This is a genomic window from Paraburkholderia sp. WC7.3g (assembly GCF_050436345.1).
In the GTDB taxonomy this organism is placed as follows: domain Bacteria; phylum Pseudomonadota; class Gammaproteobacteria; order Burkholderiales; family Burkholderiaceae; genus Paraburkholderia; species Paraburkholderia podalyriae.
Window position 1 is genome coordinate 2,047,215 of record NZ_JBNDMA010000002.1, and the last position, 14,642, is coordinate 2,061,856.

11 protein-coding genes are annotated in these 14,642 nt (G+C 61.7%); 5 read left to right on the forward strand and 6 right to left on the reverse strand.

The genetic code is table 11. The features are described from left to right. Position 1: 1 nt before the first annotated feature. Both OKW43_RS20835 and OKW43_RS20840 read right to left on the reverse strand, forming a co-directional pair. Positions 2–3,241: an efflux RND transporter permease subunit gene (locus OKW43_RS20835; protein WP_429449520.1), complete on the reverse strand. Its 3,240-nt coding sequence runs from the start codon at positions 3,239–3,241 to the stop codon at positions 2–4. 277 nt (positions 3,242–3,518) lie between these two features. Then, complete coding sequence (locus OKW43_RS20840) at positions 3,519–3,785, reverse strand: winged helix-turn-helix transcriptional regulator (RefSeq protein WP_429449522.1); 267 nt, start codon at positions 3,783–3,785, stop codon at positions 3,519–3,521. Between the two features lie 335 nt (positions 3,786–4,120). Between OKW43_RS20840 and OKW43_RS20845 the strand changes: the two genes are divergently transcribed. From OKW43_RS20845 to OKW43_RS20860, 4 genes are all read left to right on the forward strand, one after another. Beyond that, positions 4,121–5,119: an aldo/keto reductase gene (locus OKW43_RS20845; protein WP_429449524.1), complete on the forward strand. Its 999-nt coding sequence runs from the start codon at positions 4,121–4,123 to the stop codon at positions 5,117–5,119. A gap of 16 nt (positions 5,120–5,135) precedes the next feature. After that, entirely contained in the window at positions 5,136–5,447 is a 312-nt protein-coding gene (locus OKW43_RS20850) for a high-potential iron-sulfur protein (RefSeq protein ID WP_187632736.1), read from the forward strand. A gap of 71 nt (positions 5,448–5,518) precedes the next feature. Further along, positions 5,519–5,971 carry a (2Fe-2S)-binding protein gene (locus tag OKW43_RS20855; protein WP_026226223.1) on the forward strand — a complete coding sequence of 151 codons (453 nt, stop codon included), beginning with the start codon at positions 5,519–5,521 and terminating at the stop codon, positions 5,969–5,971. Continuing rightward, positions 5,971–8,235, forward strand: a complete 2,265-nt coding sequence (locus tag OKW43_RS20860) for a xanthine dehydrogenase family protein molybdopterin-binding subunit (protein WP_187632735.1) — start codon at positions 5,971–5,973, stop codon at positions 8,233–8,235. The genes OKW43_RS20855 and OKW43_RS20860 overlap by 1 nt, the downstream gene beginning before the upstream one ends. Positions 8,236–8,400: 165 nt before the next feature. Here the strand turns inward: OKW43_RS20860 and OKW43_RS20865 are convergent, their stop codons facing one another. Next, positions 8,401–9,627, reverse strand: coding sequence for an EAL domain-containing protein (locus OKW43_RS20865; protein WP_429449527.1), 1,227 nt, complete (start codon positions 9,625–9,627; stop codon positions 8,401–8,403). A gap of 250 nt (positions 9,628–9,877) precedes the next feature. Between OKW43_RS20865 and OKW43_RS20870 the strand changes: the two genes are divergently transcribed. Continuing rightward, the gene (locus OKW43_RS20870; RefSeq protein ID WP_027196133.1) at positions 9,878–10,057 is read left to right on the forward strand and encodes a hypothetical protein; all 180 of its coding nucleotides are present in this window, start codon (positions 9,878–9,880) and stop codon (positions 10,055–10,057) included. A gap of 20 nt (positions 10,058–10,077) precedes the next feature. Here the strand turns inward: OKW43_RS20870 and OKW43_RS20875 are convergent, their stop codons facing one another. The 3 genes from OKW43_RS20875 to OKW43_RS20885 all read right to left on the reverse strand — a co-directional run bounded on the left by OKW43_RS20875 (position 10,078) and on the right by OKW43_RS20885 (position 14,597). Then, positions 10,078–10,692 carry an ankyrin repeat domain-containing protein gene (locus tag OKW43_RS20875; protein ID WP_222945462.1) on the reverse strand — a complete coding sequence of 205 codons (615 nt, stop codon included), beginning with the start codon at positions 10,690–10,692 and terminating at the stop codon, positions 10,078–10,080. A 76-nt stretch (positions 10,693–10,768) separates the two neighbouring features. Then, positions 10,769–12,223, reverse strand: a complete 1,455-nt coding sequence (locus OKW43_RS20880) for a catalase (protein WP_187632732.1) — start codon at positions 12,221–12,223, stop codon at positions 10,769–10,771. A gap of 736 nt (positions 12,224–12,959) precedes the next feature. Then, positions 12,960–14,597 (reverse strand): MFS transporter, encoded by a 1,638-nt coding sequence (locus OKW43_RS20885; protein ID WP_429449530.1) that lies wholly within the window; start codon positions 14,595–14,597, stop codon positions 12,960–12,962. Positions 14,598–14,642: the final 45 nt, after the last annotated feature.

A 14,642-nucleotide genomic window follows, 5' to 3' on the forward strand; every position in this document is an offset into this window, starting at 1 on the left:
ATCAATGAGTGCGGGCGGGAACGCCGGATTCTTGCCTGTCGATGCGCGCCGCGCGGCGTTTGTCGAGCCATGCATGCACCATCCCGTAGACGACCGGGACGAACAGCAAGGTCGACACCGTGCCGAGCGCGAGGCCGCCGATCACGGCGCGTCCGAGCGGCGCGTTCTGTTCGCCACCATCGCCGAGGCCGAGCGCCATCGGCAGCATCCCGATCAGCATGGCGAGCGCGGTCATCAGCACTGGACGGAAGCGGCTGAAACCGGCTTCGAGCGCGGCCCGCAGCGGCGGCTTGCCGCCGTGGTGAAATTCGCGCGCGGTGTTGATCACGAGAATGCTGTTGGCCGTGGCGATGCCGATGCACAGAATCGTCCCGGTGAGTGCCGGCACGCTCAGGCGAGTGCCGGTGCTGAACAGCATCCATGCGATGCCCGCGAGCGAGCCCGGCAAGCCGCTGATGATGATGAACGGGTCGAGCCACGACTGGAAATTGACGACCATCAGCAGGTAGACCAGGGCGATCGCAAACACGAGGCCACTCGCAAGACCGCTGAACGAGTCGTGCATCGCCTGCACCTGGCCGCGCATGACGATCGACGCGCCAGGCGGCAATTGCGGTCGGATCTGATCGACGAGCCGGGTGACGTCCGCTGCCACGCCGCCGAGGTCGCGTCCTTGCGTCGACGCGAAAATGTCGAGCACCGGCTGCACGTTGTAGTGCGAGACGACGGCTTGCTGGGTGACGCGTGTCAGTGTGCTCAATGCGCCGAGCAGGTTTTGCGGCGCCGGACCGCCCGTGTTTGCGGCCGTGGTCATCACGCCGGACCCGGTGCCTCCGGTTTGCGCGACCGGAATGTTGGCGAGCGCCTGCAACGAGTTGATGTCGTACTGCGGCATCATCGCCATCAGCGGATAGCTCACGCCGTTGTGCGGATCGAGCCAGAAATTCGGCGTGGTCTGCGAACTGCCGGACAGCGCGATCAGCAGGTTCTGCGACACGTCGCGTTGCAGCAGGCCGGCCTGAATCGCGCGGGTACGATCGACGTTGACGTTGATCGCGGGGGCATCGCCGGGCTGCTGGATACGCGCATCGACGAGACCGCGCACGCCGCGCAGTTGCGCGAGCAGGCGGTTCGCCACGACGCGGTTGGCGTCGAGCCGGTTGCCGACGATCTGGATATCGATCGGCGCGGGCAGCCCGAAGTTGAGTATCTGGCTGACGATGTCGGCGGGCAGAAAGGCGAACGTGACACCAGGGAAGTCCTTGGCGAGCGTCGTGCGCAGTCTTGCCACATATTGAGCGGTCGGTTTGTGCTTCGCCGCGAGTGTGATCATCACGTCGGCGTCTTCCGGGCCGATCGGGTCCGATGAGTCGTAGGTCAGATTGATCCCGCTCACCGGCACGCCGATATTGTCGAGCATCGCCGAGAGTTCCTGCTTCGGAATCATGCTGCGCACACGCGCTTCGACTTCATCGGTGAGGCGCGCGGTGTCTTCGATCCGCGTGCCGGTCGGCGCACGCAGATGCAGGCGGATCTCGCCAGTATCGACGGCGGGGAAAAAATCGCGGCCCGCAAACGGCACCAGCGTGAGCGAGCCGATGCATAACAGCAGGAAGATCGCGATGAACCGCCGCGGACTCGCTATCGCCGCGCCGAGCACGCCGCGATAGCGTTCGCGCAGCCGCTCGAAGCGATGTTCGAAGGCGGCCTGAAAGCGGATCAGGCGCGCAATCGGTCCATTGCCCGCCACCAGCGCGTTGCTGCGTGCGCGCATCAGGTACATCGCGAGCGTCGGCACCAGGGTGCGCGAGAAAAAGTACGACGCGATCATGGCGAACACCACCGCCTCGGCGAGCGGCACGAACAGATAGCGCGCCACGCCTGAGAGCAGAAACATCGGCACGAACACGATGCAGATCGACAGCGTCGATACGAACGTCGGCACCGCGATTTCGCCGGAACCGTTCAGGATCGCGTCGTGCAGCGGCTCGCCGTTCTCCAGATGATGCGTGATGTTTTCGATGGCGACCGTGGCGTCGTCGACGAGAATCCCAACGGCGAGCGCGAGGCCGCCAAGCGTCATGATGTTGATGGTCTGGCCAAGCGCGGACAGCGCGATCAGCGAGGTCAGCACCGCGAGCGGAATCGACACCGCGATGATCAGCGTGGCGCGCCAACTGCCGAGAAAAAGCAGGATCATCAACGCGGTGAGGGCGGCGGCGATCAGCGCTTCGCGCGCCACGCCCACGACGGCCGACTTCACGAACACCGATTGATCCGACAGTGCGGTGACGTGCAGCGCGCTCGGCAAGCCGGCCACGATATGCGGCAGCATCGCCTTGACCTGCTGGATGATGGTGAGCGTCGACGCGCTGCCGGACTTTTCGATGGTCAGAAGCGCGGCGCGTTTGCCGTCGCTGCGCACGATGTTGGTTTGCGGCGCGTAGCCATCGCGCACCTGGGCGACGTCGCGCACATACACCACGCCGCCCGCCACCGTCTTGATGGGCAGATCGTTGAGCGCGGCTACGGTGTCCGTGCTGCCGTTCATCTGCACGTTGTATTCCTTCGTGCCGATCTTCGCGGTGCCGCCCGGCAGGATCAGGTTCTGCGCGTTGACGGCATTGACCACGTCGATCGGCGCGAGGCCTTTGGCTTGCAATGCGCGCGGGTCGATATCGACCATGATCTGCCGGACCTTGCCGCCGAACGGCAGCGGCACCGACGCGCCTTGTACCGTCGCCAGTTGCGTGCGGATCTGGCTGTTGCCGAGGTCGTAGAGCTGCTGTTCGGAGAGCGTGTCGCTGGAGAGGCCGAGTTGCAGGATCGGCACCGTCGACGCGTTATAGGTAATGATGTTGGGCGGCAGCGTGCCGGGCGGCAGCACGCGCAGGATCGATGCGGAGTTCGACGCTGCCTCGGCGATCGCGCGATTGATGTCCGCGCCCGGATGGAAAAAGATCTTCACCACCGAGACGCCGTTCAGCGATTGCGACTCGATATGCTCGATGTCGTCGACGTCCGAGCTCAGCGCGCGCTCGTAATTCGACGTGATGCGATTGGCCATGTCCTGGGCGGAAAAGCCGTTGTACGTCCAGACGATGCTGACCACCGGGATATCGATGTTCGGGAAGATATCGGTCGGCGTGCGCAGTATCGCAAGCGGGCCGACGATAAGGATCAGCACCGCAAGGACCACGAAGGTATAAGGGCGGCGCAGCGCGAGCCGGACAATCCACATGACGGGTTCCTGAAATGAGGCCATGAAGGCACGGCGTTCCCGCGCTGTCAGAGCGCGTGACGCGGGCTTCTCGACTCAGGAGTCTGATGGTGGAGCCCTTACGGGGCGCGGTCGGCTGGATTACCGTTCCGTTATGTGGGCGTCGATTCGAGCTTGCGGTGACGTGAGGACTCACGCGCGATCTATCGATCGTGGCCGGCCTCGCGTCTCTCGAGACGGTTCAGGAAGACACCGGCGACTCGACCACCCATGGCAAGCGCGCTGCCAACGCGTTCGGCTATTCCAGGCGGGTTTCCGAGCCGGACCCCGCGTCCCGGTTCGAAGGCGCGCGATCGGTACGCTTTTCGCCGAGATCGAATTGCCGTCGCGCCGATTCCATTTCCGTCATATGCGCTTCCACCCAGTCCCAGATCCCACAGATCTTGTCGAGCAGACTGCGTCCTAGCGGCGTCAACTGATAGTCGACACGAGGCGGTATCACGGGATGCACATAGCGCGTGACGAGACCGTCGCGCTCGAGTTGCCGCAAGGTCTTCGTGAGCATCTTCTGACTGACGCCCCCCCACCTCGTCGCGTAGCCGCGAGAAACGCATCTCGCCATGGGTGCCCAGCGCGTCGATCACGAGGATCGTCCACTTGTCGGCGATCTGCTCGATGACGTTGCGCGCGAGGTCATCGGTTTTCTTCTGTGGGTTCTCGGCGGCGTGAGGGCCGTCGTAGCAATTTGTTTCCATGGGGAAAGTATGGAACCTTCAGGTGCCTTCTTGTGATCGCCGGATGCGGCTGAAATAATCGACTCGCCTGCCCGTCCTTTGGGCACGTCGCATTTTCTCGGACCGCATTCGACATGGATGCGGCGCTTTAACCAGAGAGCATCGCATGACTATTGAAACAATTGAAGTTGAGGGTTTATCGACGCCTGTATCGCGTATCGGCCTGGGCACGTGGGCGATCGGCGGATGGATGTGGGGCGGCACGGATGAGAAGGACTCGATTGCGGTGATCCGCCGGGCGCTCGACAGCGGCGTGAACCTTATCGACACGGCGCCGGCGTACGGCTTCGGCGCGTCGGAGGAAATCGTCGGCAAAGCGCTGGCCGATGGATATCGCCATAAGGCAGTCATCGCGACTAAAGTCGCTCTCGAATGGCAGGACGGCAAGGTATTTCGCAATGCTTCGCCGGAGCGTATTCGTCATGAAGTAGAGGATACACTTCGGCGCTTGCGGACAGATTACATCGATCTGTACCAGGTTCACTGGCCCGATCCGCTCGTGCCAATCGAAGAGACGGCCGCGGTGCTGGACGACCTGCGCAAGGAAGGCAAGGTTCGCGCGCTCGGCGTCAGCAATTTCTCTGCGGCGCAAATGGACGCGTTCCGTCGCGTGGCGCCGCTGTCCACCACCCAGCCGCCTTATAACCTGTTTGAACGCGACATCGACCGCGACGTGCTGCCTTATGTGAAACAGCATGGGCTGGTTGCACTCGCCTATGGCGCACTGTGCCGCGGATTGCTGGCGGGGCGCATCGGCGCCGACACGCGTTTCGAGGGCGACGATCTGCGTCAACATGACCCGAAGTTCCGTGCGCCGCGTCGTCAGCAGTATGTCGACGCTGTGAAAGCACTGAACGTCTTCGCGCGCGATAACTTCGACAAGTCGGTGCTTGCGCTTGCCGTGCGCTGGGTGCTGGACCGCGGCCCGACGATCGCGCTGTGGGGTGCGCGCCGTCCGTCGCAACTGGACGGACTCGAAGCCGCGTTCGGCTGGCGACTCGACGACAAGGCCTTCGCGCAAATCGACGCGATCGTCTCGCAATTCGTCAAGGACCCGGTAGGCCCGGAGTTTATGGCGCCGCTGCAACGTGTTCTGGTGTCGTGAAAGGAGTGTATTGAACATGCGAACCAATCGACGAAATTTCATTGTGCATACCGTTGGCGCCGCGGCGCTGGCAATGACCGGCGGCACGGCGTGGGCCGCGCCCACGCAGCTTCAGGAAAGCGATCCGGCCGCGCAGGCGCTCGGCTACCGGACCGACGCATCGCGCGTCGATCACGCGAAATATCCGCGCTTCAGCGCCACCCAGCGCTGCTCGAATTGCCAGTTCTATCAGGGCAAGCCAGCCGACACGAGCGCGCTTTGCGCGCTGTTCGGTGCGAAGCAGGTGAGCGGCGCGGGATGGTGCAACGCCTATCAGGCGAGAGCCTGACCGGTTTGTGCGGATAAAGCGATACGGCGCATGACGACTTCGGGCCGTTCGCGTCGACTACGAGGAATCAGATGATGGAACTCATTGTGAACGGCGTGCATCACAACGTCGATGCGGATGCGAATATGCCGCTGCTGTGGGCAGTCCGTGATCTGCTCGGGCTGCACGGTACCAAGTTCGGTTGCGGGGTCGGTGCGTGCGGCGCATGCACGGTCCATCTGGACGGTGTCGCTGTGCGTTCGTGTGTGACCGCACTGGCGGATGTTCAGGGCAAGCCCGTAACGACCATCGAGGGACTCGGCAAAGGCGGCGATCACCCGGTGCAGCGCGCGTGGAAAGCCGCCAATGTGCCGCAGTGCGGTTACTGCCAGCCTGGACAGATCATGCAGGCCGCGTCGTTGCTCAAGCAGACGCCGAAGCCGAGTGACGAGCAGATCGTCGAAGCGATGTCCGGCAATGTTTGCCGCTGTGGCACCTATCAACGCATCAAGGCCGCCATCAAGGCGGCAGCGTCGGAGGCGTGATGGGCGAAATCGTCAATCTGAGTCGGCGCGGGGTGTTGAAAGGGACCTTGGCGGGTGGGGTTGTGCTGGGCTTGCAGATCGGCGGCGCGGGCACCGCGCTCGCGGCGAGCGTGCTGTCATCCGCGAATGGCGCTAAAGCGGCTTTCGCACCGAACGTGTACGTCTCGGTCGCGCCGTCCGGCGAGATCATTCTGGTCGTGCATCGTTCGGAGATGGGGACCGGTATCCGCACCAGCCTCGCGATGATTCTTGCCGACGAACTCGATGCCGACTGGAACGCCGTCAAGGTCGTGCAGGCACAAGGCGATGCGAAGTATGGCGACCAGAATACCGATGGCTCGCGCAGCATCCGCCAGTTCTTCCAGCCATTGCGCGAAGCAGGTGGCACGGCCCGGCAGATGCTCGTGGCGGCGGCCGCAGTGCAATGGCGCGTGGCGCCGGCGACCTGCCACACCGAGCCGGGTCATGTCGTGCATGCGGCGAGCGGGCGGCGCGTGGCCTACGGCGCGCTCGCAACGGCGGCGGCGCGTCAGCCGGTGCCGGGCCGTGACACGCTGCATCTGAAAGACGAGGGTACCTGGCGCTATATCGGCAAGTCGCTGCCGATCGTCGATCTCGACGACATCGTCCACGGCCGGGCGACATACGGTATCGATGTCGTATTGCCCCGAATGACGTACGCGTCGATCGAACGTTCGGCGGTCTATGGCGCGACGCTCAAGAGCGTCGATTCGACGGAAACGATGAAAGTGCCCGGCGTGCTGCATGTGGTGCGCATTCCCGCTGCGCCGTTGCCCGCCGGATTCCAGCCGCTGGGCGGCATCGCGGTGGTGGCAACCAGCACTTGGGCCGCGATGCAAGGGCGGCGGAAATTGAGGCTCGACTGGGACCTTGGGCCGAATGCCTCGTATGACAGTCAGGCTTATCGCAAGGCGCTCGAGGACACCGCGCGGCAGCCGGGCAAAATCGTTCGCAACAACGGCGACACAGCGGCTGCGCTAAAGAGCGCCGCCCACCATGTCTCGGCGGACTACTACGTGCCGCACCTGGCACATGCGGCGATGGAGCCGCTCGCCGCGACCGCGTCCTATGCGAACGGTGCGGTTGAAGTCTGGACCGCGACGCAGAATCCGCAGCAGGCTCGCACGACCGTGGCACAGGTGCTCGGCGTGCAGGAGCCGGCCGTGACGATCAATGTCACGTTATTGGGCGGCGGCTTCGGCCGCAAGTCCAAGCCTGACTACGTGGCCGAGGCGGCATTCCTGTCACGCGAGGTCGGCGCGCCCGTGAAGCTCACGTGGACTCGCGAAGACGATGTGCACAACGACTATTTCCATGCGGTGTGCGCCCAGCACATGGAAGGCGGGCTCGATGCGCAAGGCAAGTCGGTCGCGTGGTTGCACCGCACGGTGTTTCCGTCCATCAGTTCGACATTCAAGGCCGATGTCCGCTATGGGGCGGCGGGGGAATTGGGGCAGGGCGTGACCGATATGCCCTACGACATCGCCAACGTGCGGTGTGAGAACGGCGCCGCCTCCGCACACACGCGCATCGGCTGGTATCGATCGGTGTACAACATTCCCCACGGCTTCGCGTTAGGGTCGTTCGTCGATGAGCTTGCGGCGGCCGCGCGGCAGGATCCGGTGCAGCACCTGCTCACGCTGCTCGGCACGCCGCGGCATGTCGATCTGCATGCACTGGGGGTCGATTACCCGAACTACGGCGCGTCGATCGACGAGTACCCGATCGACACCGCCCGCTATGCGGCCGTGGTTCGCGCGGTCGCTGTCCGCTCCGGGTGGTCGACCGCATTGCCGGCGCGGCATGGGCGCGGGATTGCGGTACATCGCAGCTTCCTGAGTTATGTGGCCGCGGTAGCGCATGTGCAGGTGGCCGACGACGGTTCGGTGCGTGTGACACGCGTCGATCTGGCCGTCGACTGCGGGCGCATCGTCAATCCCGATCGGGTTGTTGCGCAGTTCGAGGGCGCGGTGGTGATGGCGCTCGGCAACACGTTATACAGTGAACTCACTTTCCGGAACGGTGCGTCGGAGCAATCGAACTTCACGGACTACCAGGTCGCCCGTATCGATTCCGTTCCCGAGACACACGTGTATATCGTGCCGAGCGATGCGCCGCCTGGCGGTGTTGGCGAGCCGGGCGTGCCGCCGACTTCAGCGGCCATCTGCAACGCGATCTTCAATGCGACCGGTCACCGGATTCGTGCGTTACCGGTGGATACGTCGCTGCTGAAACGGACGTAGCGGAAAAATGCAACGGGGTTCGAGCGGCTGCCTACCGTGAGAATGAAATCAGCGTTAAACGATAGAGCTGTCGCGTCAACGGAACGCTGTGCGCGGGCGGCGGTGTTCAGTGCGCTTCGGTGCGCGCCAGTTCTTTCGAAATCGTTTTGCGAACCCGCCGTTGGGTCATCTGCCGCCTGGCAATGACGCAACGGCCGCCGGCTTGCCGTAAAGCCACCCTTGCGCAAGTTCGATGCCGCAGTTCTGCAATGCGTCGTGCTGGGCTGCCGTTTCGACACCTTCAGCAAGCACCTTGCAGCCGAGCTTACAGAGCTGTTCAGCCGACGCGCGAATAGCGGCTGCGAAGGGCGCACCCTTATCGGCATTGCGGATCACGGTAATGCACAGTTTGACGATTTCTGGCTTCAACAGACGGACGGTATCGAGGTCTGCGAACCCGCAGCCCGTGTCGTCCAGGGCCAAGCCAATGCCGATGGTACGCAGGCGTTCGACCGCCTCTCGCAAACCCTCGGCTTCGTTGAGCGGTAAGTGCTCGGTGAGTTCGAACATGACTTCCTGCCGGCCTGCCAACGGCAGTTTTTCCGCGGCAAGGGTCAAGGCATCCGGGCCCAGATTGATGGTCAAAAACTTCCCGGGCGGCAGCTTGCCTTTGGTGCGCTCGAGAGCCACTTCGGCACACAATAATTCCATCTCTACGGCACAGCCGGCCGCATGAGCCGCGTCGAACAGCACGTCCGGGCGTTCAAATGGCGTCCGTTGCGGACCTCTGGAAAGGGCTTCAAAACCCGTCACTGCACCGTCTTTAATGCGCACTATCGGCTGCAACACGGTCTGTATGGAGCGTTCGCGCAGAATTGCTCTCACTCTGGTCGATGAGTTGTCCCGGTCTTTATGTTGTTGTTTCGGTTGGGACCTCGATTGATCTTTCGTCCATTGAAACCAACCCGTTTTGGCATCTCCTGCGACTGCTTCGGAAGGCAAAACGAACACCGACAGATCGCAGTTGATCCGGGCGCCTGTCCCGCCGCCAAAAATAGCAAGTAGCCGCTCGCGAATCAGATGACGCCCTGCCTTTTCTATGGCCTGCGCCGCTTCGCTGGCATCACGCGGCAAGCCTCCCGACAGCACGCGGAAACACGCAGAGCAATTTCCGTCGACATCAGAACGATATCGGTCAATTACCTGATGCTGAGCCAGCAGCCGATTTAGCAAAGCCGTTGCTTCCTCGCCGAACTGAGTGAGAGCCTGTTGAGTCGATTCCTCGCCGAATATGTGGGTCAGACGCGTGATATCTGCAATCCTGATGCTGACTACGGCCGTGATTTCCGTCATTGAAGACAACCCCCGTTGCATTCCTTCTTGCATGCGGTCTTCGAAAAAAGGTTCTGCCAAACTCGCTCGTGACCTTTTGAGATTTGGGTCGCAAGCGCAAACGAAACAACAGAGCTGCACATAGACCTCTGAGCGACGTGTCAACATACCGGCTCCTGCATGTCGCAAATCGGTCCGCAAGATGACATTCGTGTCATCCAGACCCGCAGCACGATTTTCCGCACTTACCAGCGGCTGCGAATTCAATTGGTGAGATCTGCCAAAAATCGGAAGACGTGCTAACGTCTGCGTCTTCAACAAAGGAAAGATCATGAACGTTACGCAAACCGCCGCAAGCGTGGCCATGCAAGTGATGCAGCAGTCCTCGCAGGGCGTTGCCGCGCATACGCCGCAAAGCGGCGCCCTGGCTCTCGTCGAAGCGGAAGCTGCGAGCGCGCCGCCTGTCAGTGCAAACGGCATGGTTGGAAGCATCATCAATACTTTCGCGTGAACGCAGAGCTGCGTAGCGCCTTACTGCGTAGCGCCGACCTGGCGCAGCGCATCGGCTGCGGCGGTATTGTGTTGCGAGATGGCCATTTGCAGCGCGGTGCCGCCGCGTGCGTCGACATGATTGACGTTCGCTCCGTGCGCCACCAGCACCGAGAGCATATCGAGCCGGCCGAACAGCGCAGCAAACGATAGCGCCGTTTCCCCTGCGTTGTTGGTTTGATCGATAGGGCAGCGCGTCTCGAGCAATATTTGCGCAATGTTCGTTTCGCCCTTGAACAGTGCACCCATCAACGCGGTATTGCCGTGCTTGTCGGCGGCGCATGCGTTGGCGTGTGCGGCAAGAAGCGCCCTTAGCGTGTCCGGGTGATTATCGTAGGCGCTAAGAATGAGCGCGGTATATCCCTGAGGCGTTGCGGTTTCGATTGGATAGTGCGCGTCGATCAGCAATTGAACGATATCGGTTCGCCCTTCGCGCGCCGCCGCGAACCAGTCATCGGTGTATGCTCGCGTGTCAACCGTGCCGGAATACGTTGCTGGCCGATAAACGTGCTCCGCACAACTCGCGCTCAGAAGTGCGGCTATCGCTGCCACGGCTGCGTTTCGAACTACACGCCGCGCAGTAGAGAAACCTCGCATGACGTTCTCCGTCGGAAATCGTATTCAGGCAGACGGGGCCTGCTTGCGCAGGCTCCGTCTGCGTTGCCTACTGGCTTCAGTTATCGCCGAGGTGCGACGCCATATCCTGCACACGTGAGAGATCCGCGTGCGTGGCGCGTGCGAGGCGAGTACCGTAATCGGAATCAGCCTTGTAAAAGTACGACAGCATCGTGTACTTATTCGTGTCGTTTGTTACACGGCCCAGATCGCCCGACAATGCCGTGACCAGATCCGCCTTGTTGGCTTCAGACAGCGTCCGGTAGAACTCGCCAGCCTGACGGAAGTCGAGCGTCTTGTGGATCGCCATTTGCTGCGTCGTTCCGCTGAGCGGCGTCTGCACGGACTTGTACCTGGCCTGCTGCGAGATCTCCGCGATGCTGGAGGGCTCGTAGTTCACCTCAGCCTTGCGATCGCCGGAATTCATCGAGCCATCCTGATTATTGTTGTACACAGGCACAACAGGACGGTTGATCGGCAAATCGTTGTAGTTCGGTCCCAGGCGATACATCTGCGTGTCGGCGTATGCGAACAGACGACCCTGCAGCATCCGGTCCTCGGAGGGCTCGATGCCCGGCACGAGGCGGGACGGCGCGAATGCCGACTCTTCAGTGGACTGGAAGTAGTTATCCGGAACCCGGTTGAGCGTCATCGTCCCGACCTTCTGCTCAGGGATCGACGAAGGCCACACCTTCGTGTCGTCAAGCGGATCGAAGTCGAACTTGTTCAGATCCTTCGGCGAAAGGATCTGGATGTACAGATCCCATTGCGGATATGAATGGGCCTTGACCGAGTTGTACAGGTCGTCGGTCATCAGATTCCAGTCGGCGCCGATCGAATGAGGAATATCCTGCGGGCGGATGCCCTCGATGCCCTGACGGCTCTTCCAGTGAAACTTCACGTAGTGAACTTCGCCTTTGGCATTGACGAACTTGAACGCATGGACGCCGAAGCCATCCATGTGACGGTATGAGTCAGGCATTCCCTCGTCGGTGTAGAGGTGCGTCAGCATGCTGGTCGCTTCCGGCGTATGAGCGAAGAAATCGAAGGCCAGATTCGGATCCTGCACGCCCGTCACGGCGGACGGCTTGTTTGCGTGCACGAAGTCCGGGAACTTGATAGCGTCCCGGATGAAGAAGATCGGCCAGTTGATGCCGACGACGTCCCAGTTGCCTTGCTGCGTATAGAACTTCACGGCAAAGCCGCGCGGGTCGCGCGCCTGCTCAGGCGATCCGCGATAGCCCATCACGGTCGAGAAGCGCACGAAGACCGGGGTCTTCGTGCCAGGCGTGAACACTTTGGCGGTGGTCAATGCGCTGATATCGGCGCTCGGCGCGAACTCGCCAAAAATACCCGTGCCGCGCGCATGAACGACGCGCTCCGGGATGCGCTCCCGGTCGAAGCGCTGCAGCTTCTCGATCAGATGCGAGTCCTGCAGCAGTACCGGACCTTCAGGACCGGCGGTCTGTGAGTTCTGGTTGTCGCCGACCGGCGAGCCACTATCGCGCGTCATATCTTCAGCGTACACGGGTTGCGCAGTGACGATTGCGGAGGCGATGGAAAGAATGCTTGCTGCGATTTGTGTCGTGCGTAATTTCACGTTGTGATCCCAGTTCAGGACAGGAGGAAACCAGGCACATCCTATGATTGGGCTTTTCAGAGCGCCAATCTATTTTCTCTATGCTTGCAATAGGAGGTCGGTTCCTTTCAAGGCTAAAAGAGGATGATAAAAATGAAAGGAGCCAAGATTAAATTATGTGGTATGGCTGAATTGGCTTAACAAGGAGTACTGCAAAAAGGCATGACAAAGAGCGGGTTGCAGGATCTCCAGGAGGGGAGCCTGAGCAAGTTATCGACACTGTTCTTCTTCGAAAATAGTCCGTAAATAGCGGGCTAGAGTTCGGCGATAGATTGCGAAAGGCGGGACTGGGTCGTCACGTTCGCCCGCAAAGAATGTGTCGTGAACGTCCAAAAATTGGAAATCTGTCTTGCTAGAATTGACAGTAGAGCCAATTGTCCTAATGCGCTTGATCGGTAGAAATTCGCTTGTGATTTTGTGAATTTTTATTGCTGTGGAAGAATCCGCTGACTGAATTGACATGAATAAAGATTCAATGTCAAATAGCCGGATCGGTAATGCGTCGGTCAGTATTCAGTCACGAGTCGTGGTTGAATCCTTACCTGTGGCTTCCTCCGTGGAAGCCTTCGCTGCGGAAACCCGCGTCTTCTCCAATGCAGCCGCGCGCGTCTCACCGGTCGGCGATCCCTTTGCCTCCGGAAAGCGCCGGGCTGGCATCGTCTGGGCTCGCCGCGGATGGTGTGCGGCCAAGGAACCCAAGCACCATGATCGCGGAGGCGAGCGTGATTGCCGCCAGCATATGGAGCAGTACCCGGAACGCGCCGTCGTACGCATGCACGAGTACAGGCGCCCCGAGTGTGGGCAGAAGCACCGTGGCATGTGCCAGATCGCCGGTGGCCACGCGCTGGGCGGCTTCTGTGACGGCATGAGCCGACGCGCCGGGAGATCGCGCGAGTGCGTCGGCTAGTCGCAAGCGTGTGAGCACTGCCAATATCGCGCTAGCCACCGCGAGGGTCATGCCTTCGCCCGCCACGCGCGTCGTGCTGAAGATACCCGTCGCCATGCCGGCACGTTCCTTTGGAACAACGCTGACGGACAAGCCGTCCATCAGTCCCCACGGCAGCCCCGCACCGACACCGATCACGAACAGCGGAATCCCAAGGACAGTGGCTGACGCATCAAGTCCGATACCACTGAACCAGAGCATGCCGATGGCCGCAATGACGAGGCCGATCGCCGAGATGACACCGGCCGACATCCAACGCGTGAGATGCGCAGCGGTGAGCGGCACGATCAGCATCGGCGCCGAAAGCGAAACCATCATCAAGCCCGCGCCGATCGCGGTATGTCCTTCGATGCCGATGAATCGCGTCGGCAAGACAAGCAGCAACGTGACATAGCAGAATGCGGTCGCAAGCGGGAGTACCTGCACACCGACGAAGCGCGGATAGCGAAACAACGACAGATCGAGCATGGGCCGGGTAACACGACCTTCGATCCAGACGAAGGCGATCGCCATGACCGCGGCACCCAAGAACAGTGAAACGATGAGGGGACTGCTCCAGCCGCTCTCCGGCCCTTGCAGCAGGCCGAAGGTGAACAGGGTCAGTGCCGCGGTAAAGCTGATGGCGCCAGGCCAATCGAGACCATTGGCGTGCGGATCATAGGATTCCCTCAGTTTTGGAACGCCGAGCGCAAAGCCCGTCAAGCCGATTGCCGCATCCGCCAGGAAGAACGAGCGCCAGCCGAATGTTTGCGTAAGAAACCCGGCGAGAAGCGGACCCAGCGCCAGGCCCACGCCGAAAGTCGTGCCGAGCATGCTGAACGCGCGAGCGCGGCCATGCCCGTCGAACTCCTGGGCAAGCGCTGCCGATGATCCGGCCAGCACCAACGCGGCCGCAATGCCCTGCAGCGCGCGCAGAAAGTCGACCCACACGAGGCTCGGCGCGGCCGAGATCCCGAGTGATGTCGCTGCAAAGAGCGCTACCCCGACGGCGAATACACGTTTTCGTCCGAGCAGATCCGCGAGCGCTCCGGCGACCATCAGACTGCTGCCGAAGCTCAGCATGAACGCGTTCAGGATCCAGTTGATTGCCACTGGACTGCCTCCCAACGCGGTGCCGATAGTCGGCGCCGACACCGCCGCACCGCCGAAATTCAGCGGCAGCACTAGTACCGCGATACAAACGCCCGCAAGGATCAGCGCCTGTTGCGAGGCGCTGCGAGCGACTGAGCTGTCCGCAACTGGCGCCGCGTGGGGCGAGGCGGCTTGTGAACTCGTAACTGGCGTACCCGGGTTATTCTGCACGGACTCTCTCTCTGTTTAATTTGGGCCAGTCGCCATTAACGCGCT